The sequence below is a fragment of the Burkholderia sp. AU33545 genome, assembly GCF_020419685.1.
Classification (GTDB): domain Bacteria; phylum Pseudomonadota; class Gammaproteobacteria; order Burkholderiales; family Burkholderiaceae; genus Burkholderia; species Burkholderia diffusa.
Genome location: NZ_JAIZRQ010000008.1, coordinates 194,500 through 217,179, shown reverse-complemented (window position 1 = coordinate 217,179; position 22,680 = coordinate 194,500). Strand labels below are relative to the sequence as shown.

Annotated in this window: 17 protein-coding genes and 1 pseudogene; 6 read left to right on the top strand and 12 right to left on the bottom strand. The window is 66.2% G+C overall.

Features of this window, described 5'->3' with window-relative positions; all coding sequences use genetic code 11:
• The first annotated feature begins 17 nt into the window (after nucleotides 1-17).
• The 3 genes from moaA to moaD all read left to right on the top strand — a co-directional run bounded on the left by moaA (nucleotide 18) and on the right by moaD (nucleotide 2,083).
• Complete coding sequence (gene moaA, locus LGM71_RS26075; protein ID WP_226117507.1) at nucleotides 18-1,136, top strand: GTP 3',8-cyclase MoaA; 1,119 nt, start codon at nucleotides 18-20, stop codon at nucleotides 1,134-1,136.
• Nucleotides 1,137-1,182: 46 nt separating this feature from the next.
• Nucleotides 1,183-1,746, top strand: a complete 564-nt coding sequence (locus tag LGM71_RS26070; RefSeq protein WP_124625499.1) for a molybdenum cofactor biosynthesis protein MoaE — start codon at nucleotides 1,183-1,185, stop codon at nucleotides 1,744-1,746.
• A gap of 79 nt (nucleotides 1,747-1,825) precedes the next feature.
• Nucleotides 1,826-2,083 carry a molybdopterin converting factor subunit 1 gene (gene moaD / locus LGM71_RS26065; RefSeq protein WP_124625502.1) on the top strand — a complete coding sequence of 86 codons (258 nt, stop codon included), beginning with the start codon at nucleotides 1,826-1,828 and terminating at the stop codon, nucleotides 2,081-2,083.
• A gap of 58 nt (nucleotides 2,084-2,141) precedes the next feature.
• On the opposite strand, the gene LGM71_RS26060 is transcribed toward moaD, so the two are convergent.
• Nucleotides 2,142-2,891 carry a glutathione S-transferase family protein gene (locus LGM71_RS26060; RefSeq protein WP_226117333.1) on the bottom strand — a complete coding sequence of 250 codons (750 nt, stop codon included), beginning with the start codon at nucleotides 2,889-2,891 and terminating at the stop codon, nucleotides 2,142-2,144.
• 273 nt (nucleotides 2,892-3,164) lie between these two features.
• Here LGM71_RS26060 and acnB point away from each other — a divergent pair, with 273 nt between their 5' ends.
• Nucleotides 3,165-5,750: a bifunctional aconitate hydratase 2/2-methylisocitrate dehydratase gene (acnB, locus tag LGM71_RS26055; protein WP_124625504.1), complete on the top strand. Its 2,586-nt coding sequence runs from the start codon at nucleotides 3,165-3,167 to the stop codon at nucleotides 5,748-5,750.
• A gap of 122 nt (nucleotides 5,751-5,872) precedes the next feature.
• Here acnB and LGM71_RS26050 read toward each other — a convergent pair whose 3' ends face one another.
• The gene (locus LGM71_RS26050) at nucleotides 5,873-6,796 is read right to left on the bottom strand and encodes a LysR family transcriptional regulator (protein ID WP_226117331.1); all 924 of its coding nucleotides are present in this window, start codon (nucleotides 6,794-6,796) and stop codon (nucleotides 5,873-5,875) included.
• Between the two features lie 67 nt (nucleotides 6,797-6,863).
• Between LGM71_RS26050 and LGM71_RS26045 the strand changes: the two genes are divergently transcribed.
• The gene (locus LGM71_RS26045; protein ID WP_226117329.1) at nucleotides 6,864-7,481 is read left to right on the top strand and encodes a LysE family translocator; all 618 of its coding nucleotides are present in this window, start codon (nucleotides 6,864-6,866) and stop codon (nucleotides 7,479-7,481) included.
• A gap of 124 nt (nucleotides 7,482-7,605) precedes the next feature.
• Here LGM71_RS26045 and LGM71_RS26040 read toward each other — a convergent pair whose 3' ends face one another.
• Nucleotides 7,606-9,030, bottom strand: a complete 1,425-nt coding sequence (locus tag LGM71_RS26040) for a PLP-dependent aminotransferase family protein (RefSeq protein ID WP_124901537.1) — start codon at nucleotides 9,028-9,030, stop codon at nucleotides 7,606-7,608.
• Nucleotides 9,031-9,668: 638 nt separating this feature from the next.
• Here LGM71_RS26040 and LGM71_RS26035 point away from each other — a divergent pair.
• Nucleotides 9,669-10,565: pseudogene (locus tag LGM71_RS26035) on the top strand (branched-chain amino acid ABC transporter substrate-binding protein); the annotation flags it as partial.
• A 31-nt stretch (nucleotides 10,566-10,596) separates the two neighbouring features.
• On the opposite strand, the gene LGM71_RS26030 reads toward LGM71_RS26035, so the two are convergent.
• The 9 genes from LGM71_RS26030 to LGM71_RS25990 form a co-directional block, all read right to left on the bottom strand.
• Nucleotides 10,597-11,508: a hypothetical protein gene (locus LGM71_RS26030; protein ID WP_124625519.1), complete on the bottom strand. Its 912-nt coding sequence runs from the start codon at nucleotides 11,506-11,508 to the stop codon at nucleotides 10,597-10,599.
• 59 nt (nucleotides 11,509-11,567) lie between these two features.
• The gene (locus LGM71_RS26025) at nucleotides 11,568-11,891 is read right to left on the bottom strand and encodes a TfoX/Sxy family protein (protein WP_059605872.1); all 324 of its coding nucleotides are present in this window, start codon (nucleotides 11,889-11,891) and stop codon (nucleotides 11,568-11,570) included.
• A 90-nt stretch (nucleotides 11,892-11,981) separates the two neighbouring features.
• On the bottom strand, nucleotides 11,982-13,718 hold the full coding sequence (locus LGM71_RS26020) for a site-specific integrase (protein ID WP_226117327.1): 1,737 nt from the start codon (nucleotides 13,716-13,718) through the stop codon (nucleotides 11,982-11,984).
• 98 nt (nucleotides 13,719-13,816) lie between these two features.
• Complete coding sequence (locus LGM71_RS26015) at nucleotides 13,817-15,082, bottom strand: MFS transporter (protein ID WP_226117326.1); 1,266 nt, start codon at nucleotides 15,080-15,082, stop codon at nucleotides 13,817-13,819.
• Nucleotides 15,083-15,097: 15 nt separating this feature from the next.
• A complete protein-coding gene (locus LGM71_RS26010) occupies nucleotides 15,098-15,886 on the bottom strand; it encodes a peptidylprolyl isomerase (protein ID WP_226117325.1) in 789 nt (262 codons plus the stop codon).
• A gap of 9 nt (nucleotides 15,887-15,895) precedes the next feature.
• Nucleotides 15,896-16,579, bottom strand: a complete 684-nt coding sequence (gene narI / locus LGM71_RS26005; RefSeq protein WP_059605860.1) for a respiratory nitrate reductase subunit gamma — start codon at nucleotides 16,577-16,579, stop codon at nucleotides 15,896-15,898.
• A 24-nt stretch (nucleotides 16,580-16,603) separates the two neighbouring features.
• The gene (narJ, locus tag LGM71_RS26000; RefSeq protein ID WP_226117321.1) at nucleotides 16,604-17,299 is read right to left on the bottom strand and encodes a nitrate reductase molybdenum cofactor assembly chaperone; all 696 of its coding nucleotides are present in this window, start codon (nucleotides 17,297-17,299) and stop codon (nucleotides 16,604-16,606) included.
• A complete protein-coding gene (gene narH, locus LGM71_RS25995) occupies nucleotides 17,296-18,825 on the bottom strand; it encodes a nitrate reductase subunit beta (protein ID WP_124625530.1) in 1,530 nt (509 codons plus the stop codon). The genes narJ and narH overlap by 4 nt, the downstream gene beginning before the upstream one ends.
• Nucleotides 18,822-22,601, bottom strand: coding sequence for a nitrate reductase subunit alpha (locus LGM71_RS25990; RefSeq protein ID WP_226117319.1), 3,780 nt, complete (start codon nucleotides 22,599-22,601; stop codon nucleotides 18,822-18,824). The genes narH and LGM71_RS25990 overlap by 4 nt, the downstream gene beginning before the upstream one ends.
• Nucleotides 22,602-22,680 lie beyond the last annotated feature (79 nt).

The window sequence follows — 22,680 nt, the reverse complement described above, 5'->3', positions numbered from 1 at the left end:
GCCGTTCCGCTCACTTCCTGCAGGCAGACGAACCCATCGTGAATGCCATCGCTTCCGCGCCGGCCGCCGCCGAATCCGGCAGCGCATCGCCCGGTGCCTTCTCCCGCCCGCTCGACACGTTCGCGCGGCCGCTGCGCGATCTGCGGCTGTCCGTCATCGACCGGTGCAATTTCCGCTGCGGCTACTGCATGCCGCGAGACAGCTTCGGTTCCGACTATGCGTTCATGCCGTCGTCCGAGCGACTGTCGTTCGCGCAAATGGAGAAGATCGCGCGCGCGTTCGTCTCGCTCGGCGTCGAAAAGATCCGCATCACCGGCGGCGAGCCACTGCTGCGCCGCAACCTCGAAGCGCTGATCGAACGGCTGGCGACGCTGACGACCGTCAACGGCAAGCCAGTCGAAATCGCGCTGACGACCAACGGTTCGCTGCTCGCCGCCAAGGCACGCGCGCTGCGCGATGCGGGCCTGTCGCGCGTGACCGTGAGTCTCGACGCGATCGACGATGCCGTGTTCCGCCGGATGACCGACACTGACGTGCCGGTGGCGCGCGTGCTGGCCGGCATCGAGGCCGCGCAGGCGGCCGGGCTCGCGCCCGTGAAGGTCAACGCCGTGATCGAGCGCGGCGCGAACGACGGCCAGATCTTGCCGCTCGTGCGCCACTTCCGTCATAGCGGCGTGGCCGTGCGCTTCATCGAATACATGGACGTCGGCGGCGCGAACGCGTGGTCCGGCGACAAGGTCGTGCCGGCCGCGCGGATGCGCGAAATCATCGAAGCGAGCTATCCGCTCGTGCTCGTCGGCGAACCGGGACACGATGCCACCGCGATCCGCTGCCGGCACATCGACGGCGCGGGCGACGTCGGTTTCATCGCGAGCGTGTCGCATCCGTTCTGCGGCACGTGCTCGCGCGCACGCGTGTCGGCCGACGGCCAGCTCTATACATGCCTGTTCGCGATGCAGGGCACCGACCTGCGGCCGTGGCTCGACGATGCCGAATCGATCGACCGCCTTGCCGACACCGTGCGCGCGCGATGGATGCGGCGCGACGACCGCTATTCCGAACGGCGGGCCACGCGTGCGGCCAGGCCGTCGGGCAAGACCCATCCGATCGTGCGCATGTCGCTCGTCGGCGGCTGACGGGCTGCCGCGCGAAGCGGAGCGCACCGCCTACTGGAGAACCGTCATGACCAGATTCACCGAATCCCGTGCCGCGTCATCCGACGATCCGTCGCGTGACGGCGGACATTCCGAACCCGTCGACCCACACACCGAGCCGCCGCCGGCGATCGCAGCCGGATTCGAGGTGCGTGTGCAGTACGCGACGATCGACGCCGGCGCCGAGATCGCGCCGTTCATTCGCAATCCGAATGTCGGCGCGGTCGTGAATTTCCTCGGTGTCGTGCGCAACGAAGGCGACGTCGACGACGTGATCGCGCTGGAAGTCGAGCACTATCCGACGATGACCGAGCAGGCGCTGTGGAGCATCGTCGAGGAAGCCAGCGCGCGCTGGCGGCTCGAGGCGGTCAGGATCGTGCATCGCGTCGGGCGCATTCCGCTCGGCCACGCGGTCGTGATCGTCGTGGTGGCCGCCGCGCATCGCGCGCCGGCGTTCGATGCGTGCGAATTCATCATGGACTTCCTGAAGACGCACGCGCCCTTCTGGAAGAAGGAGATCCGGCACGACGGCGTGGCCGGCTGGGTCGAGCCGAAGGCGCATGACGATCAGGCGATGCGTCGATGGGGATGAACGTGCCGGCCAATGCCTTTCCGATTCCGCCGATATCACCGACTTCACCGACTTCACCGATTTCGCTCGGGACATCGAAATGAAACTGACGATCAAATACTTTGCGAGCATTCGCGAACAACTGGATACCGACGAGGAAGTGATCCAGATCGATGCGCATGAGCTCACCGTCGACGCGCTGCGCGCCACGCTCGCCGCACGCGACGCGCGCAGTGGTGAAGCGCTGCGGATAGACCGGCCCGTGCGCGCGGCCGTGAATCGCGAGATGGTGACCGGCGGATTCGTCGTGCGGGAGGATAGCGAGGTGGCGTTCTTTCCGCCGGTGACAGGCGGGTGATTCGTGCACATCCAGCGGCGACTGACAGATCGTAGCCGCTCGATGCGCAACGGGGTGGCTAATAGAGCCCGCGAAGAAAATCCGGAACCGGATGGTCGATCGAAGCGAGATAATCCGCCATCGCACCGGCCACTTTCCGCACGGCCGGACGCGCGGTCATCCGTTCGCGCCAGGCGAGCAGGTTCGGTGTCTCCGCCGTCATCGGCGCGCCCTTGCGCGCGCCGAACAACTGCGCCATGTAGAACGCGATGTCGGCGTACGAATAGCTTTCGGCGAGGAATTCCCGGTCCGCCAGCACGCGCTCCATGCGTCGACAGTATTGCCGCGCTTCGTCGCGTGCGGCCTGTGCCGCGGGATGATCCGGCGTCTCTTCGAGGCCCATCAGCCGGATCACGTGCGGAAAATAAACCTCGATCGAGCACGGTGCGCGGAAGCTGCTTGGATATGGTGCGGAGTTGAAAGTGCTCGGGCCGCGGGAACTCGTGGTTCGACTGACCGACGAGGTTGCAGCGACGAAGGCGCTGTACTTACCCGCGCCGCCGACGATCGACGACGCGCCAACATTTGCGGCGTGATCAGCGCGAAGTTGCTCGCACTCGCCGTGTTCACCGCGCACACCACCGTGATGGGCGCTTTTCGGACGTCGCCGCCGGTCGAGACCGCCTGGATCGGCATCGGTGTCTTCATCGTGCTCTATCTTGCTCGTCGCGCTCGTCATCCGTTGGGATCCTGAAGCTTCCTGACCTCGACCGGTACGCCCCTGGATTTTCCACATAATGAAATCGCGCCGGTCGAGCGAATGCCTCATCTGCGACGTGCGTACGTCCCACAGCGCCCCGATCCGCGGTCACTCCCTGCACCACGCCGCTACCTAATCCGCCGAATTCTTCCGCAAGGTGCGCCGCGACAGCACTCGTTTCTCGACGTTCCACAATCAACTCTTATATAAGACATAAGACATTTGACGCGTGACCATATTGGGATTAGAATCCCGTCCAAGCAGTGAAGCAGTGTCCGGAACAGCAGCCTCGGCGTGCCTGGAAAGCCCTTCCCCTGAAACGCAATCTCAGCAGGTCCCCCCATGCTTGAAAACTTTCGTGCTCACGTGGCCGCCCGCGCCGCGCTCGGTATTCCTCCCCTGCCGCTGACGGCTCAGCAAACCGCCGAACTGGTGGAACTGCTGGCGAACCCGCCCGCAGGCGAAGAGCAGACGCTGCTCGACCTGATCACCCACCGCGTCCCCGCCGGCGTCGACGAAGCCGCGCGCGTGAAGGCCGGCTTCCTGGCCGCCGTCGCAAAGGGCGAGACGGCCTGCCCGCTGATCTCGCGCGAGCGCGCGACCGAACTGCTCGGCACGATGCTGGGCGGCTACAACATCCAGCCGCTGATCGAGCTGCTGTCCGACGACGCAGTCGCGGCCGTCGCTGCCGACGCACTGAAGAAAACCCTGCTGATGTTCGACCAGTTCCATGACGTGAAGGAACTCGCCGACAAGGGCAACGCGCACGCGAAGGCCGTGCTGCAGAGCTGGGCCGACGCCGAATGGTTCACGAGCCGTCCGGAAGTGCCGGAAAGCCTGACCATCACCGTGTTCAAGGTCACGGGCGAAACCAACACCGACGACCTGTCGCCGGCCCCGGACGCCACCACCCGCCCGGACATCCCGATGCACGCGCTGGCGATGCTGAAGAACGCGCGCCCGGGCATCACGCCGGAAGAAGACGGCAAGCGCGGCCCGGTCAAGTTCATCGAATCGCTGAAGGAAAAGGGTCATCTGGTCGCCTACGTGGGCGACGTGGTCGGCACCGGCTCCTCGCGCAAGTCGGCCACCAACTCGGTGCTGTGGTTCACCGGCGAAGACATCCCGTTCGTCCCGAACAAGCGCTTCGGCGGCGTGTGCCTCGGCGGCAAGATCGCCCCCATCTTCTACAACACGATGGAAGACGCCGGCGCGCTGCCGATCGAGCTCGACGTGTCGCAGATGAACATGGGCGACGTGGTCGAACTGCGCCCGTACGAAGGCAAGGCGCTGAAGGACGGCAACGTGATCGCCGAATTCCAGGTCAAGTCCGACGTGCTGTTCGACGAAGTGCGCGCCGGCGGCCGCATTCCGCTGATCATCGGCCGCGGCCTGACCGCGAAGGCACGTGAAGCGCTTGGCCTCGCACCGTCGACGCTGTTCCGCCTGCCGCACCAGCCGGCCGACAGCGGCAAGGGCTTCTCGCTCGCGCAGAAGATGGTCGGCCGCGCATGCGGTCTGCCGGAAGGCCAGGGCGTGCGTCCGGGCACGTACTGCGAACCGAAGATGACCTCGGTCGGCTCGCAGGACACCACCGGCCCGATGACCCGCGACGAACTGAAGGATCTGGCCTGCCTCGGCTTCTCGGCCGACCTCGTGATGCAGTCGTTCTGCCACACCGCCGCTTATCCGAAGCCGGTCGACGTGAAGACGCACCAGACGCTGCCGAACTTCATCAGCACCCGTGGCGGTATCGCGCTGCGCCCGGGCGACGGCGTGATCCACTCGTGGCTGAACCGCATGCTGCTGCCCGACACCGTCGGCACCGGCGGCGACTCGCACACGCGCTTCCCGATCGGCATCAGCTTCCCGGCAGGCTCGGGCCTGGTCGCGTTCGCGGCCGCCACCGGCACGATGCCGCTGGACATGCCGGAATCGGTGCTGGTCCGCTTCAAGGGCAAGATGCAGCCTGGCGTCACGCTGCGCGACCTCGTCAACGCGATTCCGCTGTACGCGATCAAGCAGGGCATGCTGACGGTCGCCAAGCAAGGCAAGAAAAACATCTTCTCGGGCCGCATCCTCGAAATCGAAGGCCTGCCCGATCTTAAGGTCGAGCAAGCGTTCGAACTGTCGGACGCATCGGCCGAGCGTTCGGCAGCCGGTTGCACGGTGCACCTGAACAAGGAACCGATCATCGAGTACCTCAACAGCAACATCACGCTGCTGAAGTGGATGATCGCGCAGGGCTATCAGGATCCGCGCAGCCTGCAGCGCCGTATCGTGGCGATGGAGCAGTGGCTGGCCGACCCGCAACTGCTGTCGCCGGATGCCGACGCCGAATACGCGGCCGTCATCGAGATCGACCTGGCCGACATCCATGAACCGATCGTTGCGTGCCCGAACGATCCGGACGACGTGAAGACGCTGTCCGACGTCGCCGGTGCGAAGATCGACGAAGTGTTCATCGGTTCGTGCATGACCAACATCGGTCACTTCCGTGCCGCATCGAAGCTGCTGGAAGGCAAGCGCGACATCCCGGTCAAGCTGTGGGTCGCGCCGCCGACCAAGATGGACCAGAAGCAACTGACGGAAGAAGGTCATTACGGCGTGTTCGGCACGGCCGGCGCCCGCACCGAAATGCCGGGCTGCTCGCTGTGCATGGGCAACCAGGCGCAGGTGCGCGAAGGCGCGACGGTGATGTCGACGTCGACCCGCAACTTCCCGAACCGTCTGGGCAAGAACACGAACGTGTACCTCGGCTCGGCGGAACTGGCGGCAATCTGCTCGCGTCTCGGCCGGATCCCGACCAAGGACGAGTACATGGCCGACATGGGCGTGCTCAATGCCAACGGCGACAAGATCTACAAGTACATGAACTTCGACCAGATCGAAGACTTCAAGGAAGTCGCCGACACCGTGCAGATCTAAGCATGCGGTCGAGCTACGGCGGGCTGTGCCCGTCGTGGCGACACGCAATGGCGCCACGGGCTGAATGCCTGCGGCGCCATTTTTTTATGCTGCCGGCATCGCGCATCGATCCGGCTCACGCGTCAGACCATCGTCTTCAGCCAATCGCGCAGCGCCCACTGCGCGCTCCCGTCCTTCACGGGCGCCGGCGTCAGCAGACAATAGTGCGAGCCGTCCTCGACGAAACCCATCGGCGCGACCAGCACACCGCTCTCGAGGTCATCGCGAACGAGATGCCACGGACCGATTGCGACACCCAGCCCCGCGACGGCCGCCTGAAGGCTAAAGTAGAAATGGTCGAACACCTGCCCGCGCCCGCTGCCCGGCGGTCGATGCGCGGCCGCCGCCCATTCCTTCCATGCGTCCGGCCGTGTCCGGGCATGCAGCCGCGGCGCGCCGCGCTTCAGCGCGCGACCGTCCCGGCTGCCGGAAAACCACCTGTCCACCTTGTCGGGCCGGCACACCGGACCCACCCTTTCAGCGAACAGTTTCTCCGCGTGATAACCGTCGGGCCACGCAAAGTCGTTGCGGCGGATCGCCATGTCGATGCCGTGGTCGAACGAGAACGGGCCACCCGCCGCGGCGAGGTGGATGTCGACGCCCGGGTACATTGCCTGGAAGTTCGGCCAGCGCGGGATCAGCCAGCGCATCAGCAGCGTGGGTTCGCACGACAGCACCGAACGCTGCGCACGAGCCGCCTCGGTCCGCAATTCATGCGCGGTCTGCCTGATCAGATGCAGACCTTCATAGACGGCCTGCGCCAGCTTGCGGCCCGCATCGGTCAGGAACACACGGCGACTGCGCCGCTCGAACAACGCCACGCCCAGATCGTCTTCGAGCAGGCGCACCGCGCGACTGACGGCGCCGTGCGTCACGTGCAATTCGTCGGCGGCGCGGCTGAAATGCTCATGGCGCGCCGCCGCCTCGAAGCAGCGCAGCGCTATCAGCGACGGCAGACTGGCGCGAACATTCTGTGACTCCAACTCACCATCTTGGTCAGAAATCATCGCTTTTCCTGGTGAACCGTGATCCCTAATATTGGCGCATCACGGTGAAAATCAAAAGGACGATGCAATGACGGAATGGATAGTCGTAGTCACCATCACTTTACTCGCGGTCATCAGCCCGGGGCCGGATTTCGCGATGGTCACGCGCAACAGCCTGATGCTGTCGCGCCGGTCGGGCTTGCTCACCGCATGGGGGATCGGGCTGGGCGTGACGGTACACGTGAGCTATACGCTGCTCGGCGTCGGACTGCTGATCCGTCAATCCCTGTGGCTCTTCAATACCGTGAAGCTCCTCGGGGCGATCTACCTGATCTACCTCGGCGCGAAGATGCTCACAGCCAGGCCCGCGCGCGGACAGCCCGCAACGCCTGCCGCGCCGCTGTCCGATCTGGCGGCGCTGCGCACCGGCTTCCTGACCAATGCGCTGAATCCGAAAACCACCGTGTTCATCGTCAGCCTGTTCATGCAGGCCGTTCGCCCCGACACGCCATTGATCGTGCAGATCGGTTACGGCTTGTTCATCGCGCTGGCGCATGCGGGCTGGTTCAGCCTGGTGGCCGCCTGCTTCTCCGCCCGGGCCGTCCGCGATCGTTTGTTATCCTTACGTCACTGGATCGACCGGACCTTCGGTGTCCTTCTCGTCGGATTCGGGATCTTGCTGGCCGTTGCGCGCGGCAGTCGCTGAGCATCACGCGCTCGACCGGAGCGATGCACCTCGCGCGCGTGTCCGGGTTTCTGCGCGCGAGGGCCGGCTGATCGCCGCGCGACACCATTTCGGCCGGTGCGTGCGACGCGCACCGGCCTTCACTTCATCGCACGCACGAGGCCGCGAGCTTCCCGACCGCGATCACCGCCCGCTCGATCTCCGGCGACCATGGGCTGCTGTAGTTCAGCCGGATGAAGTTCCGGTAGTTGTCGGTAATCGAGAACATGTAGCCGGGGCCGATCGTGATTCCCTGCTCCAGCGCGAGCTGATACAGCCGCATCGCGTCGACCTGCACCGGCAACTCGACCCACAGCACGTAGCCGCCGGCCGGGCTGGAGATGCGCGTGCCTTCAGGGAAGAATCGCGACACCATCGCGCGCATCAGGTTCGCCTGCTGCGCATACGCCTTGCGCAAGCGCCGCAGGTGATGCTCGTAGCCGTCGCGTTCGAGAAACTCGGCGATCGCGAGCTGCGGCAGCGACGGCGTGGCCAGCGTGTTCAGGAACTTCAGCTTCTCGACCTGATCGCGATACCGGCCCGGCAACGCCCAGCCGACCCGGTAAGCCGCCGTCAGGCTCTTCGAAAACGATGCGCAATGCAGCACGATCCCGTTGCGGTCGTAGGACTTCAGCGTGCCTGGATGCGACTCGCCGAAATACAGTTCGTTATACACACCGTTCTCGATGATCGGCATGTCGACGCGGGTCGCGAATTCCACCAGTTCGCGCTTGCGCTCGTCGGGCATCTGGAAGCCCAGCGGATTCTGGAAATTCGGCATCACCATGCACGCGGCGATCGGCTGCGACTTTGCGATTGCCGCCAGCGCGGCGATATCGATCCCGTATTCCGGATGCGTCGCGACCTCGATCGCCTTCATCCCCATCCGCTCGATCGCATGCAGCATCGCGTAGAACGTCGGCGACTCCACCGCGATCGTGTCACCCGGTTTCGCGACCGCCTGCAGGCACAGGTTGATCGCCTCCGTCGCGCCGACCGTCACGATGATCTCGTTCGGGTCGACCGACATGCCGTTTTCCAGGTAGCGCCGTGCGATCTGCCGGATCAGGCGCGGATGGCCGGGCGGCAGCCCGTCGGTCACGCCCCACAGCGACTTGTCCCGGCCGGCCGCATACGCGTAGCGGTTCAGCTTCTCGAACGGAAAGAGGCTCGGATCCGGATACGGCGAACCGAGCGGCACCGCGTCGTCGGTGCCGATCGAGCGCAACGTCGACAGCACGAGCCGGCTCATGTCGACCGACGACGAAATCGCGATCGGCTTCGACGGCCGCAGCTCGCGCACCGGCGCATGGTTGTCGTCGCGACGCAGGTTCACGAAGTAGCCCGACTGCGGACGGCTTTCCAGCAGCCCGCGGCTTTCGAGCAACAGGTACGCGTGCAGCACGGTCGTGATGCTGATCCGGTGCTGCTGGCTCGCCTGCCGCACCGACGGAATCCGGTCGCCGTGCCGGTACACGCCCTGGCGGATCAGACGTTCGATGTCGTCCGCGAGTTTTTCGTAGAGCTTCATCGCGTGCTCCCCGCCGCCCAGCGCATGCGCGCCGCCGCCCCGTGCACGCCCGTTCCGTGCGTGTGCTGCCTGCTGACCAGGCTGTCGTGATGCCTGATTGCTCCCTCGGGTTTTGCCTTTTCCATCGCAGTGGCTCGCTTTTGAAGATGCGCCGGAAGGCCCGTGATGTCTGGGCCTGCGGCACTGTGCACTTGATGATGGAATCTTAAGAGCAGAACAGTTGACGCAGAGTACACACATCGGACACGCACAGAAGAGTACAGTTCGTCGCGAATTTGCGGCTTCGGGCGAACTGTACGTCTTACGAATCAGGGGCGGAGAGCGGCGACCGGAGAGCAATACGACTTGACGCGCAGCGCCGCGGGCGCTGGCTGGTCATGCCCGACCGGCCAGACGGGAAAAGGTCGAGGCGGCCCGAGCTGCACCGCCATGAAGATGGCGCGAGAGCGATGGGGCGTGCGGCACGGGCGGCGGCGAGCCGAAGATGAAGGGCTCGGGACGAGATGCGGACGCTGCCCGTTGGCGCAACGCGCTGCGGCTGTTCACCTGCGCCCGGTGCGGGCACCGACGTCGGTCTGCCCGACACGGGGAGCGAACCGGCAGCCTTCGCCGTTGCACGCGGTATCGTCGCTACCGTGGACGATCCGCGCATCGCGATCCACGTCGCACAGAAACTCGTCGACGACGGCGTGATCGGCCACTACAACTCGGGCTGCAGCATCCCCGCGTCGGCCGTCTACAAGCAGGCGAACGTCGCGATGATCACGCCCGGCTCGACCAATCCGCAACTGACGATGCAGGGCTTCAAGAACGTGTTCCGCACGATGGGGCACGACGGCGTCGGCGGCGTGGTGGCCGGCCGCTTCGCGGTCGAGCAGCTGAAGGCGAAGCGGATCGGCATCATCGACGATCGCACCGCATTCGGCCAGGGGCTTGCCGACGCATTCGAGAAAGGCGTCAAGGACGCGCACGGCAGCATCGTCGGCCGCGAATACACGAACGACAAGGCCGTCGATTTACGCGGCATCCTGACGACGATGAAGAGCAACAACGTCGACCTGCTGTTCTTCGGCGGCCTCGACGAACAGGGCGCGATGCTCGTCAAGCAGATGCGCTCGCTCGGCATCCGCGCGCAACTGTTCGGCGCCGGCGCGTTGAAAAGCAATGCGTTCCTGAAGATCGCCGGCAACGCGGGCGAAGGCACGCAAGATCTCGAGCCGGGCCCGGCGCTCGACAAGCTGCCGTCCGCGATCGCGTTCGCGCAGCGCTACAAGGCGCGCTTCAACCAGGACGTCGAGCTGTATGCACCGTTCGCGTACGACGCGGCGCTCGCAATGATCGCGGCCGTTCGCAAGGCCGATTCGGTCGACCGCGGCAAGATCGTCGCGAGCCTGCCGGGGGTGTCGGTCACGGGCGTGACGGGGAAGATCTCGTTCGACGAACGCGGCGACCTGATCAAGCCGCCCTACACGCTGTTCCGCGTCGAACAGGGGCAGTGGCACAGCATTCGCACGGTCGGCGGCGCGTCGAACTGATCGGCGCCGAGCAGGCCGGCAGCAGGCGGCGTCATCGCGCCGCCTGCTGCCGCTGCACCTCCTGTGCCTTCATCTGCAGATACGCGCCACGCTCGACTTCGTGCAGTTGCTTCGGGTACTGCTCGGTCGCGTCGAACCAGCGCGCAAGGCGCTGGTCGAGCGGCTTGTCGAGCGTCGCGAGATACGTGTCGATCGCGAGGTAGTAGCGCATCGTGTTGCGCTCCAGCAATCCGCGCACGCCGCCGATGTACTGCGGCTGCGTCGCCGATGCGCCGCTGGCTGCCGTGAACCCGACCTTGTCGCTGCCGACCGTCGCGAGGTAGGTCTTCATCGCCATGCGGCCGACGGCGCCGAAGCCGTACGAATACGTCAGGTGCAGAAACGTGCGCGACGCGCCGACCGGCACGGCCTCCAGCGCGATCCGGTAGTCCTTCGTGCCCATCGGGCCGCTGTCGGCGGTCAGGTCGACCTGAAAATAGTCAGGCGTCGCGGCGGCCACGCGGTAGCGGAACTGCACGCGATAGGTATCCGACAGCTTCTGCTCGATCTTGCGGCCGAGGTTCACGTCGAGCACCGGGCCGTCGCTGCCGGTCGACGCGTGACAGTACTTCGTGTTCAGGTGCAGGATCAGCACCGCGCACCAGTTCGCGGGGCCCTGCGCGGGATCGTTGAGCTTGCCGTTCACGACGGAAAACGGATAGTCGACGACCGCGTAGATGTCGCCCTTCAGCGACGACGACGCCTCCGACGATTCGAGGTATAGCGGCCGGTGAAACGCGTTGTCCTTCAGTTGCGCACCGAGGCTGTGGTAACGGTCGAGCAGCGCCGCCGCGCCGTCCGCGCCGAACGACAGCGCGCACCAGCCGAGGCACAGGGCTGCGACGAGCGCGTGCCATGCGCGGCGCGCATATCGCGGTGCTTGCGGATGTTCGGATGTCTCCATTCTTGTGCTCCAGCGGGGGCGCGATGGTCGCGCACATGGTTCACAGAATACGCCGACTGCTATCGACCCCGCTTCACCGGCACCGGCAGTTGCGCAGCAGTGATCCGGATCAGCGTCGACAGCCATTCGCGGTCGTCCCAGCGCTCGCCCCCGATGACGAGATGCGGCTTCGCCGTCGGATACGGTGGCGCTTCGTCGCAGGTGCCGAGAAACGCACGCCCGTCAGGCGTCGGCTTGACGAACAACCGGTCGTCGCACACCAGCGCGACCATCTTGCCATCGCAGTAGATGCCGTACTCGCCGAACATCTTGCGCGCCGACACGGTACCCGCTGCAGCCATCTGCTCGACGACGAAATCGACGGTTCCCTGACTCGATGCCATCCATCCGCACCGTTACCGAATAACCCTTCTGACCGTCACCGACGCGGTGTCGTTCCGTTCAGATTTCATGCGATCACGCGCGCGCCCTGCTCATTTGTCAGCCGAAAACGCACTCGACATCTGCCGTGCCCGCTTCACATCGTCCCCGTGCAGATAAATCGACGTCGTCGAGATCGACGCATGCCGCAGGTTGTCCCGCACCGTCGTCAGCTCCGCGCCGCGCGCGAGCGCATGCGTCGCATGCGTATGACGCATCCAGTGCGGGCTCGCCTGGCGCAGCTTCTGCGCGAGCGACGGGTTGTCGTCATCGACGAGCGCGGCCGTCTGCGCGAAGAAACGCTGCATCACCTTCCACAGCCGCACGCTCGTAATTCCGGCCGCCCCGTCTTCCGCAAGGCTCGGAATCAGCGGCGTATCGGGCCGCCAGCGCACCGGCGTGACCGGCAGCCGCCGCGCGACCAGATGACGATCGAGCGCCGTGCGCGCGAGCGGCGGCAGCGCGACGCGCGCGGCCTTGCTGCCCTTGCCGATCACCTTCAGCCACGCATCGCCGTGCGCGTCCGTTTCGATGTCGCCAAGCGTCGCGCCGACCAGTTCGCTCGCGCGCAGCCCGGTCGCATAGCCGAAATCGAGGATGAAACGCAGCCGTTGCGCGGCGGCCGGCGTCCAGCCGGACTGCGGTGCGCCGGGCGGCTTGCCCTTGCGAAACTCGAGCCCGTCCGCGATCGTGCGCACGAGCAGCCACTCGCCTTCGGTGAACGCATGCGACGTGTCCAGCGCATTCGCGCCGCGCGTATCGCGCACCTTGACGCCCGCGAACGGATTGGCAAGCAAATAGCGTTGCTCGATCAGCCAGCGGAACAGCGCGCCGAGGACCGATAGCGTGTACGCGGCCGAACGCGCGGACAATCCGCCCGAAAACGGCCGCCAGTCCGGCGCGCCGCGCGGCCGCACCGGGCCGATCCAGCGTTCGTGCGGCGTCGGGTTGCGCAGGAACGCGCGATACGCAACCGCATCCTCGGTGGTCAGCGACGACAGCGCGCGCCCGCGCTCGACGATCGCCCACAGGATCAGCCGCTCGGCCTCCTTCCGGTACGCGCGGCGCGTCGCGGCCGATTCGTGCAGCGACAGCCACGCGTGCACGGCCGCGTAATCGTTGTCCGCGTCGAGCGTGCTGGTCGCGCGCGGCGCGCGGAACGTGCCGGCCGACCCGTCGACCTCGTGCGGTAACTTCAACTGCTCCCACGGCACAATGGCGCTGCGCGGCGTCGCCGCGATCAGCGCCCGCGCCCGCTCGGTCAAGTCAGGATGCGCGGAAAAGAACGCCTCGATGTGGCGCGCGCTCGCCACGCCGAGCCCCGTTATTGCGCGCCACCACTGGCGCCGCCGCGGAATCCGCACGGTCAGGTCGGCCAGCGTCGCGATCCCGTGTGCGCGCAGCGCGACGACTGCGCGTGCGGGCAGCCACAAACCAACGTCGTCGCTGATCTGCGGCACCGGCGCTCGCGCATGGCGCAGCAGGCCGATCGCATCGGTCGCGGCCCTCGCCATCTGAATGCGCGCGCTGTCGGCATGACCCAGTTGCTCCGCGAGATCGGGCCGCCCTGCCTGCCGCGCGACACGCACGAGACGGCGACGAATCCCGCCGATCACGCCGCGCGCCGAGCGCCCTTCGCCGAGCCGATCGGGCAGGTAGCGCTCGACGGCCTGCCGCACGGTCATGCCCGCGTACCACGCGCGCAGCGCGGCCAGTTCGTCGGCGTCGGGGAAGCCCGCGGGCGCAGGTGTGGAATCGGAGGAAGGCGATAAGGCGAGGCGCGGTGTCATGGGCGCCAGTTTGACAGAACTGCGGACGCTCGAAAACGCCCGGCGTGCTGCAAGATGCGTGCGCGATGCCGCAGGCTACCGGCATCGCGCAGGAACGTTCAGCCCGTCACAGGCGTGCGCCGCACCTCGGACAGGTAGATCAGGATCAGCGACACCCACACGATCCCGTACAAGAACATGAAGCAGGTCGTGCGCACGCGCAGCAAGTCGAGCAGCAGGCCGAACAGGATCGGCAGCAGAAAGCCGCCGAGCCCGCCCGCGAGGCCGACGATGCCCGTGACGACGCCCATGTTGTCCGGGAAATCGTCGGCTACGTACTTGAAGGTCGACGCCATCCCGAACGCGAACACCGCACCGAGCACGAAGGTCAGCGCGACGAAGCCTGCCACCGGCATCGACAGATTCAGCGACGCGGTGCCGTCGATCGTGTGAATCACGAAGTCGGTCGCCGGATACGACAGCAGGAACAGGCAGATCCACGCGACCCACAGTCCCCACCAGGTGACCGCATGCGCGCCGAAGCGGTCGGACAGCGCACCGCCGAGCGCACGCAGCACCGAGCCCGGCAGCGAGAAGCCGGCCGCGAACGCGGATGCCATCACGAGCGACATCCCGTATTCGCTCTTCAGGTACTGCGGGATCCACAGCGAGAGCGCCGTGAAGCCGCCGAACGTGATCGAGTAGTACTGGCAGAGCCGCCACACGCGCGGATCGCGCAACACCTTGAACGCGTCGAGCATCGATCCACCCCGTTTGCCTGCCCCTGGATCGGGTGCCGACGCGAACCAGAAGATCACGGCCGTGACGAGCAATGCGACTGCGTAGACGCGCGGCACGAAGCGCCATCCATATGCGGACAGCAGCAGCGGCGTGACGAACAGGTTGACCGCCGCGCCGCACGTGCCCGCACCGAACACGCCCATCGCGAGCCCACGCCGCTTCGGCGGGAAAAAGCGCGCGACGTACGGCGTGCCGACCGCGAACGACGCGCCGACGCAGCCGAGGAACAGCCCGATCAAGAGGAACTGCCACAGCTGCGTCGCGTAGCTGACGATGTAGACGGGAATCGCGCACACGACGAGCAGCACCGTCATCACGATCCGGCCGCCGAAGCGGTCGGTCCACGTGCCCAGCGGCAAGCGCATCAGCGCGCCGGTCAGCACGGGCGTCGACGTGAGCAGCCCGAATTCCGTGCTGTTCAGCCCGAGATCGGTGCGCAGTTGCACGCCGAGCACGCCGAACATCATCCACACGACGAAACACACCATGAACGCGAGCGTGCTCGAGGCCAGCACCGACCATGCGCGCAGCGGAACGGCCGGCGTCTCCGCGGCCAGGCGAGCGCTACCTTGTTGAATTGCCATACGCAAAACCTCGTTTCATTGGACGAGCGGGCCGTTCGCGCCGTCGAAGGTCACGCCTTCGACCCGCGCGCCGCCCGCGAGTATCGCCACGTACTGCCGTATCGCCCGCTGCCGCACGCGTTCCGACAGGTACGCGGCGATCTGGCCGGCGGCCTCGTCGAACGGCACCACGTCGCCAGGCACGCGGCGCTCGATGCGCACGATGTGGAAGCCGAAGCGGGTATTGACGAGTTTCGGCAGCACGCCGAGCCCGTCCGTATCGAACAGCGCAGCCTCGAATTCCGGCACGGTGTAGCCGCGCAGGAGCTGCCCGAGGCTGCCGCCGACTTGTGCCGACGGACAATTCGAAGACGCGCGCGCGACCGCTTCGAACGTGTCGGGCGCGGCCACCACGTCGGCGAGCGCACGTTCCGCGCGCTGCCGCAGCGGTGCGAGCGGCACGCGGTCGGTCACCGCGAACAGCACGTGGCTCGCATACACGATGTCGCCGCGGCGAAAACGCGTCGGATGCTGCCCGTAGTAGCGCTCGCAATCGGCGCGATCGGGTTCGGGCACGTGAGTCAGCTCGCGCTCGAGCAACGCATCGACCGCTGCGTCGTCGAGGGGTGTGCTTTCATCGATCAGCCCGAGCGATACCGCGCGCTGACGCAGCAGTTCGCGCACCGCGAGCGCATGCCGTGCCGCGTCGAGCGGATCGGGTGCATCGCCGTGATGCTCGGCCTCGGCCGCAATGGCCGCGTCGTCGATCGCAACGCCGTTGATCGTCAGCGGCGCGGCCGCGACTTCGGAGAGAACGTCGTTCATGTGGCCTCCTCAGCGCTTGCGCACGAGCTGGTACGGGCGGATCAGGTACGCGACCGACGCGATGCCGCTCCAGATGTGCACCATCCGCGTGAACGGCGACACGAGGAAGATCGTGAAGCCCAACAGGATATGCAGCCGGTACGTCAGCGGCACGCCGACCAGCAGGCTTGCGATGTCCGGCCGGAACGTGACGACGCCCTTCACGTAATCGGTGAGCTGCTCGAACATCACGCCGTCCATGTGGCGCGTCGACAGCACGACGGTGCCGAGCCCGAGCGCGAGTTGCACCCACAGCATCAGCACGATCAGGATGTCGGACTGGCGGCTGTTCTTGCGGATGCGCGGGTCGCCGAGGCGGCGCCAGATCAGGATCGTCAGCCCGATGATCGCCGCGACGCCGGCCGCACCGCCCGCCACCATCGCGACGAGCTGGTGCCCGGACGCCGACAGGAACGGCGACACGAGCCAGTGCGGTGCGAGGAAGCCGCCGAAGTGCCCGAGCACGACGACCAGCACGCCCCAGTGGAACAGGTTGCTGCCGAGCCGCAGCATCCCGTGGCGCAGCAGCTGCGACGAATCGCTCTTCCACGTGTACTGCTCGCGGTCGAAGCGGATCAGGCTGCCGACCAGCAGCACCGCAAGACAGATGTACGGGTAGATCCCGAACAGGAACTGATGCAAATAAGCGTTCATGTCTTTCCCCAGTTGAGCCCGCGCTTATGCGCCACAGGCCGGCCGCTTGTCGTGGAACCGCACCGTCTGCTCGGCCGGCGTTGCCGCGCCGACGAAGCGCACTGCCTCGTCCGCATACGACGCGTCGAGCGCGCGGTAGTCGTCGGCACTCGGCCGCTCGCCTGCGATGTCGTCGTCCGCGGCCGCCGGTGCGTCGACCGACGCGAGGCCGGCCATCGGCAGCAGCGCGCCGACAACGAAGCTGTAATGGCTGCCGCGCTGCGCGAGTTGGCTGGCCAACGCGCGCAGGATCTCGCCGGTCTCGCCGAGCAGGTTGCGCGCATCGGTCGCCGGCAGCCGCGACAGGTATTCGAGGAACACGGGCAGGTAGTCGGGCAGCTCGCCCGGATTCAACGTCAACCCGTGCCGCTCGTACATCTGCAGCAGGTCGACCATCGCCTGCCCGCGGTCGCGCGATTCGCCGTGCACGTGCTCGAACAGGTGCAGTGACGTCGCGCGACCGCGATCGAACAGCGCGACGTAGTTCTCCTGCAGCGTCAGCAGGTCACGCTCGCGCACGTAGGCGAAGAAGCGGTCGAGGCCCGCGCGCACCGCCTTCGGCACGCGCGCGCATTCGCGCAGGTGGGCTTCGATCGAGTCGAGCACGTCGACGAGCGCATCGTCGGGATAGTCAAGCAGCGCAGCGAACGCCGCGTAGGTCGGATCGGGTGCGGTGCTCATCGGGACGCCTCGTGGATCGGAATGGTTTTCGTGCCCTTCTTCGGACTGAACAGGCTGCCCTCCGAACGGCCGTCGGAACAGCCGTTGCCGAACGAGAAGCCGCACGACGCGCGCAGGTCGTATGCGTTTTCCGCATACTCGCGGTGCGTCGTCGGGATCACGAAGCGATCCTCGTAGTTCGCGATCGCGAGATAGCGGTACATCTCCTCGACCTGCGCAAGCGACAGACCGACCTGGTCGAGCACGCCGCGCGCGTCGACACCGTCGACGTGGCGCGCGCGCATGAACCCGCGCATCGCGAGCAGCCGTTCGAGCGCGAGCTTCACGGGCGCCTCGTCGCCCGCCGTCAACAGGTTCGCGAGATAGCGCAGCGGAATGCGCAACGATTCGACGTCCGGCAGATAGCCGTTCATCCCGAGCGCGCCGCTGTTGGCGGCCGAGTTGATCGGCGACAGCGGCGGCACGTACCACACCATCGGCAGCGTCCGGTATTCCGGATGCAGCGGGAACGCGATCTTCCAGTCGATCGCCATCTTGTAGGTCGGCGAGCGCCGCGCGGCGTCGAGCCACGCGGCCGGCACGCCGTCGCGCTCGGCCTGCGCGATCACGGCCGGGTCCTCCGGATCGAGGAACAGCGACAGCTGCGCTTCGTACAGGTCCTTTTCGTTCTCCGCGCTCGCGGCTTCACTGATCCTGTCGGCGTCGTACAGCAGCACGCCGAGGTAGCGGATGCGGCCCACGCAGGTTTCCGAACACACCGTCGGCTGGCCGGCCTCGATGCGCGGATAGCAGAAGATGCACTTCTCGGCCTTGCCGCTCTGCCAGTTGTAGTAGATCTTCTTGTACGGGCAGCCCGACACGCACATGCGCCACCCGCGGCACTTGTCCTGGTCGATCAGCACGATGCCGTCTTCCTCCCGCTTGTAGATCGAACCCGACGGGCACGACGCGACGCACGCCGGATTCAGGCAGTGCTCGCAGAGGCGCGGCAGGTACATCATGAAGGTGTTCTCGAACTGCCCGTAGATCTCCTTCTGCACCGACTCGAAGTTGTAGTCCTTCGCGCGCTTCTCGAACTCGCCGCCGAGGATTTCCTCCCAGTTCGGACCCCACTCGATCTTTTCGAGCCGCTGGCCGCTGATCAGCGAGCGCGGCCGCGCGACCGGCATCGCGCGCGTGTTGCCCGCTTCCTGAAGATGGCCGTAGTCGAATGTGAACGGCTCGTAGTAATCGTCGATCTCGGGCAGGTGCGGGTTCGCGAAAATCTGCGCGAGCAGCCGCCACTTGCCGCCCATACGCGGCTCGATCCGGCCGTCCGCACGGCGCTGCCAGCCGCCGCGCCAGCGGTCCTGATTCTCCCAGTCCTTCGGATAGCCGATGCCCGGCTTCGTCTCGACGTTGTTGAACCACGCGTACTCCATCCCTTCGCGGCTGGTCCACACGTTCTTGCAGGTCACCGAGCAGGTATGGCACCCGATGCACTTGTCGAGGTTCAGCACCATCGCGATCTGTGCGCGTACCTTCATGACGTTTCTCCATCCCGTACGGCCTGTGTGGTCGGGTCGACCGCGGCTTCCTCGCCGTCGAGCCAGTCGATCTTGCTCATTCTGCGCACGATCAGGAACTCGTCGCGATTCGAGCCGACCGTGCCGTAATAGTTGAAGCCGTACGACAGCTGCGCGTAGCCGCCGATCATGTGGGTCGGCTTCAGCGCGATGCGCGTGACCGAGTTGTGAATGCCGCCGCGCGTGCCGGTGATCTCGGAGCCCGGCGTGTTCACGATCTTTTCCTGCGCGTGGTACATCATCACCATCCCGGACGGAATCCGCTGGCTCACGACCGCCCGCGCGCACAATGCACCGTTCGAGTTGTAGCACTCGATCCAGTCGTTATCGACCGCGCCGATCGCTTTCGCGTCGTCCTCCGACATCCACACGATCGGGCCGCCGCGCGACAGCGTGAGCATCAGCAGGTTGTCCGTGTACGTGCTGTGGATCCCCCACTTCTGGTGCGGCGTCAGGAAGTTGAGCACGCGCTCGGGGTTGCCGTTCGAGCGCTTGCCGACCATGTGCGCATAGCTGCCCGTGTCGATCGGCGGCTTGTACACGCACAGCGACTCGCCGAACGCGCGCATCCACGCGTGATCCTGGTACAGCTGCTGACGGCCCGTCAGCGTGCGCCACGGCACCAGTTCGTGCACGTTCACGTAACCGGCGTTGTACGACACGTGCTCGGATTCGATCCCGCTCCACGTCGGCGACGAGATGATCTTGCGCGGTTGCGCCTGGATGTCGCGGAAACGGATCTTCTCGTCCGCGCGCGCGGCGGCCAGGTGCGTGTGGTCGATGCCGGTGATGCCAGACAATGCGCGCCACGCCTTCACCGCGACTTCGCCGTTGGTCTCAGGCGCGAGCGCGAGAATCACCTCCGCGGCGTCGAGCGCGGTGTCGATGCGCGGGCGCCCCTGCGTGGCGCCGCCGGCGACCTGGTAATTGAGCTGGCCGAGCAGCTTCACTTCGTCCTTCGTGTCCCAGCCGATGCCCTTGCCCGCGTTGCCGAGCTTGTCCATCAGCGGGCCGAGCGACGTGAAGCGTGCATAGGTATTCGGATAATCGCGCTCGACGGCGATCACCGACGGCATCGTGCGGCCCGGCACCGGCTCGCATTCGCCGCGCTTCCAGTCCTGCACGTCGAACGGCTGCGCGAGTTCGCCCGGCGTATCGTGCGCGATCGGCGCGAGGACGACGTCGCGTTCGACGCCAAGATGCCCGTCGCACAGCTCGGAGAAGCGCTTCGCGATCCCCTTGAAGATTTCCCAGTCGCTCTTCGATTCCCATGCGGGATCGACCGCTGCCGACAGCGGATGGATGAACGGGTGCATGTCGGACGTGTTCATGTCGTCCTTCTCGTACCACGTCGCGGTCGGCAGCACGACGTCCGAGTACATGCAGGTGGTCGACATCCGGAAGTCGAGCGTGACGAGCAGGTCGAGCTTGCCGCGCGGCGCTTCGTCGTGCCACTTCACTTCCTCCGGACGCGCGCCGCCCGTCGCGCCGAGGTCGTCGCCCTGCACGCCGTTGGTCGTGCCGAGCAGGTGCTTCAGGAAATACTCGTGGCCCTTGCCCGACGAACCGAGCAGGTTCGAGCGCCACACGAACAGGTTGCGCGGGAAGTTGTCGGGGGAATCCGGGTCCTCGCACGCCATCCGCAGCATCCCGGCTTTCAGGTGCCGCGCGACCTCGGCGCCGGCCTGCGCGGGGTCGCCGAGACTCGCACCGACCTTCAGCGGATTCACCGCGAGCTGCGGCGCGGACGGCAGCCAGCCCATCCGTTCGGCGCGCACGTTGTAGTCGATCGGCGAACCGTGGAACCGCGTCTTGTCCGCGAGCGGAGACAGCAACGCGCCCGGGTCCATCGTGTCGTAGCGCCACTGATCGGTGTGCGCGTAGAAGAACGACGTCGCGTTCATGTGCCGCGGCGGCCGGTTCCAGTCGAGCGCGAACGCGAGCGCGGTCCAGCCCGTCTGCGGACGCAGCTTCTCCTGGCCCACGTAATGCGACCAGCCTCCGCCCGGCTTGCCGACGCAGCCGCACATGATCAGCATGTTGATGATCGCGCGGTACGACATGTCCATGTGGAACCAGTGATTGATCCCCGCGCCGATGATCACCATCGACTTGCCTTGCGTCTTGTGCGCGTTCTCCGCGAACTGCCGCGCGACCGAAATCACGTCCGCGCGCTTCACGCCCGTGATCGTTTCCTGCCAGGCGGGTGTATACGGAAGATCGTCGTCGTAGCTCGCGGCCACGTCGCGCCCGCCCAGCCCCTGGTCGAGCCCGTAGTTCGCGACGAACAGGTCGTAGACGGTCGCGACCAGCATCTCGCCGTCTCGCGTCGCGACGCGCCGCACGCCGATCCGGCGAGACAGCTCGGAGCCGTGCTGCGTCGAGTTGAAATGCGCGTGCGGCTGGTTGCCGAAGTACGGAAACAGCACGTCGACCACGTCGTCGTGCCCGGCCGTGCAGGACAGCCGTGGTGACAGCGCCGCACCCTTCGACGTCTCGCCTCGCAGGTTCCACTTGCCCTTGTCGCTCGATCCGTCCTTGGCCTGCTGCCCCCAGCGGAAGCCGATCGAGCCCACCGGCACGACGAATTCGCCGGTCGCGTCGTCGATCATCACGGTCTTCCAGTCCGGATGTGCAGCCTCGTCGAGCGCGTCGTCGAAATCGGACGCGCGCACGAGGCGCTCGGGCACGTAGCCGTCGCCGTGCGGCACGAGGCGCACGAGCGCCGGCATGTCGGTATAGCGCTTGCAGTAGTCGATGAAATAGTCGCTCTTGCCTGCGAGGTGGAACTCCTTCAGGATCACGTGACCCATCGCGAGCGCGAGCGCCGCGTCGGTGCCTTGCTTCGGATGCAGCCACAGATCACCGAACTTCGCGCCTTCCGAGTAGTCGGGGAACACCGACACGACCTTCGTGCCGCGATAGCGCGCCTCGACGAGGAAGTGCGCATCGGGCGTGCGGGTCTGCGGGACGTTGGAGCCCCACATCATGATGAACGTCGAGTTGTACCAGTCGGCCGATTCCGGCACGTCGGTCTGCTCGCCCCAGGTCTGCGGCGACGCGGGCGGCAGGTCGCAATACCAGTCGTAGAAGCTCAGGCACACGCCGCCGATCAGCGACAGGTAGCGCGAGCCCGCCGCGTACGACACCATCGACATCGCCGGAATCGGCGAGAAGCCGACGACGCGATCGGGGCCGTGCCGCTCGACCGTGTAAACGTTTGCGGCCGCAACGATCTCATTGACCTCGTCCCAGCTGGCGCGTACGAAACCGCCGAGCCCGCGTCGGCTCTGATACGAGCGCCGCGCGTCGTCGTCCTCGACGATCGAACGCCATGCGTCGACCGGCGCGAGCGTGCGGCGGCGTTCGCGCCACAGCTTCACCAGCGCACTGCGCACCATCGGATGCTTGAGACGGTTCGCGCTATACAGATACCAGGAGTACGAAGCGCCGCGCGAGCAGCCGCGCGGCTCGTGGTTCGGCATGTCGGGGCGCGTGCGGGGGTAGTCGGTCTGCTGCGTTTCCCAGGTGACGATCCCGCCTTTCACATAGACCTTCCAGGAGCACGAACCCGTGCAATTCACCCCATGGGTCGAACGGACGATCTTGTCGTGCTGCCAGCGCAGCCGATAGCCGTCTTCCCATTTGCGGTCCTCGTCCGTGACGGCGCCATGTCCGTCGGAGAATGTTGGCCTTGTGGTGGAGAAATAACGCAATCTATCCAGGAAATGGCTCATGGGGATCTCGTTTTTCCGGTCTTTTCGCAGACCCTGAGTATTTAAGGAGGTGATATTCCGGATGTAAAGGACGATCGGC

What these genes read in the sequence shown, in the direction of transcription:
- LGM71_RS26070 (WP_124625499.1), top strand. Translation starts at nt 1,183, where the DNA reads ATGACCAGATTCACCGAATCCCGTGCCGCGTCATCCGACGATCCGTCG.
- moaD (WP_124625502.1), top strand. Translation starts at nt 1,826, where the DNA reads ATGAAACTGACGATCAAATACTTTGCGAGCATTCGCGAACAACTGGAT.
- LGM71_RS26060 (WP_226117333.1), bottom strand. Translation starts at nt 2,891, where the DNA reads ATGAGGCATTCGCTCGACCGGCGCGATTTCATTATGTGGAAAATCCAG.
- acnB (WP_124625504.1), top strand. Translation starts at nt 3,165, where the DNA reads ATGCTTGAAAACTTTCGTGCTCACGTGGCCGCCCGCGCCGCGCTCGGT.
- LGM71_RS26050 (WP_226117331.1), bottom strand. Translation starts at nt 6,796, where the DNA reads ATGATTTCTGACCAAGATGGTGAGTTGGAGTCACAGAATGTTCGCGCC.
- LGM71_RS26045 (WP_226117329.1), top strand. Translation starts at nt 6,864, where the DNA reads ATGACGGAATGGATAGTCGTAGTCACCATCACTTTACTCGCGGTCATC.
- LGM71_RS26040 (WP_124901537.1), bottom strand. Translation starts at nt 9,030, where the DNA reads ATGAAGCTCTACGAAAAACTCGCGGACGACATCGAACGTCTGATCCGC.
- LGM71_RS26030 (WP_124625519.1), bottom strand. Translation starts at nt 11,508, where the DNA reads ATGGAGACATCCGAACATCCGCAAGCACCGCGATATGCGCGCCGCGCA.
- LGM71_RS26025 (WP_059605872.1), bottom strand. Translation starts at nt 11,891, where the DNA reads ATGGCATCGAGTCAGGGAACCGTCGATTTCGTCGTCGAGCAGATGGCT.
- LGM71_RS26020 (WP_226117327.1), bottom strand. Translation starts at nt 13,718, where the DNA reads ATGACACCGCGCCTCGCCTTATCGCCTTCCTCCGATTCCACACCTGCG.
- LGM71_RS26015 (WP_226117326.1), bottom strand. Translation starts at nt 15,082, where the DNA reads ATGGCAATTCAACAAGGTAGCGCTCGCCTGGCCGCGGAGACGCCGGCC.
- LGM71_RS26010 (WP_226117325.1), bottom strand. Translation starts at nt 15,886, where the DNA reads ATGAACGACGTTCTCTCCGAAGTCGCGGCCGCGCCGCTGACGATCAAC.
- narI (WP_059605860.1), bottom strand. Translation starts at nt 16,579, where the DNA reads ATGAACGCTTATTTGCATCAGTTCCTGTTCGGGATCTACCCGTACATC.
- narJ (WP_226117321.1), bottom strand. Translation starts at nt 17,299, where the DNA reads ATGAGCACCGCACCCGATCCGACCTACGCGGCGTTCGCTGCGCTGCTT.
- narH (WP_124625530.1), bottom strand. Translation starts at nt 18,825, where the DNA reads ATGAAGGTACGCGCACAGATCGCGATGGTGCTGAACCTCGACAAGTGC.
- LGM71_RS25990 (WP_226117319.1), bottom strand. Translation starts at nt 22,601, where the DNA reads ATGAGCCATTTCCTGGATAGATTGCGTTATTTCTCCACCACAAGGCCA.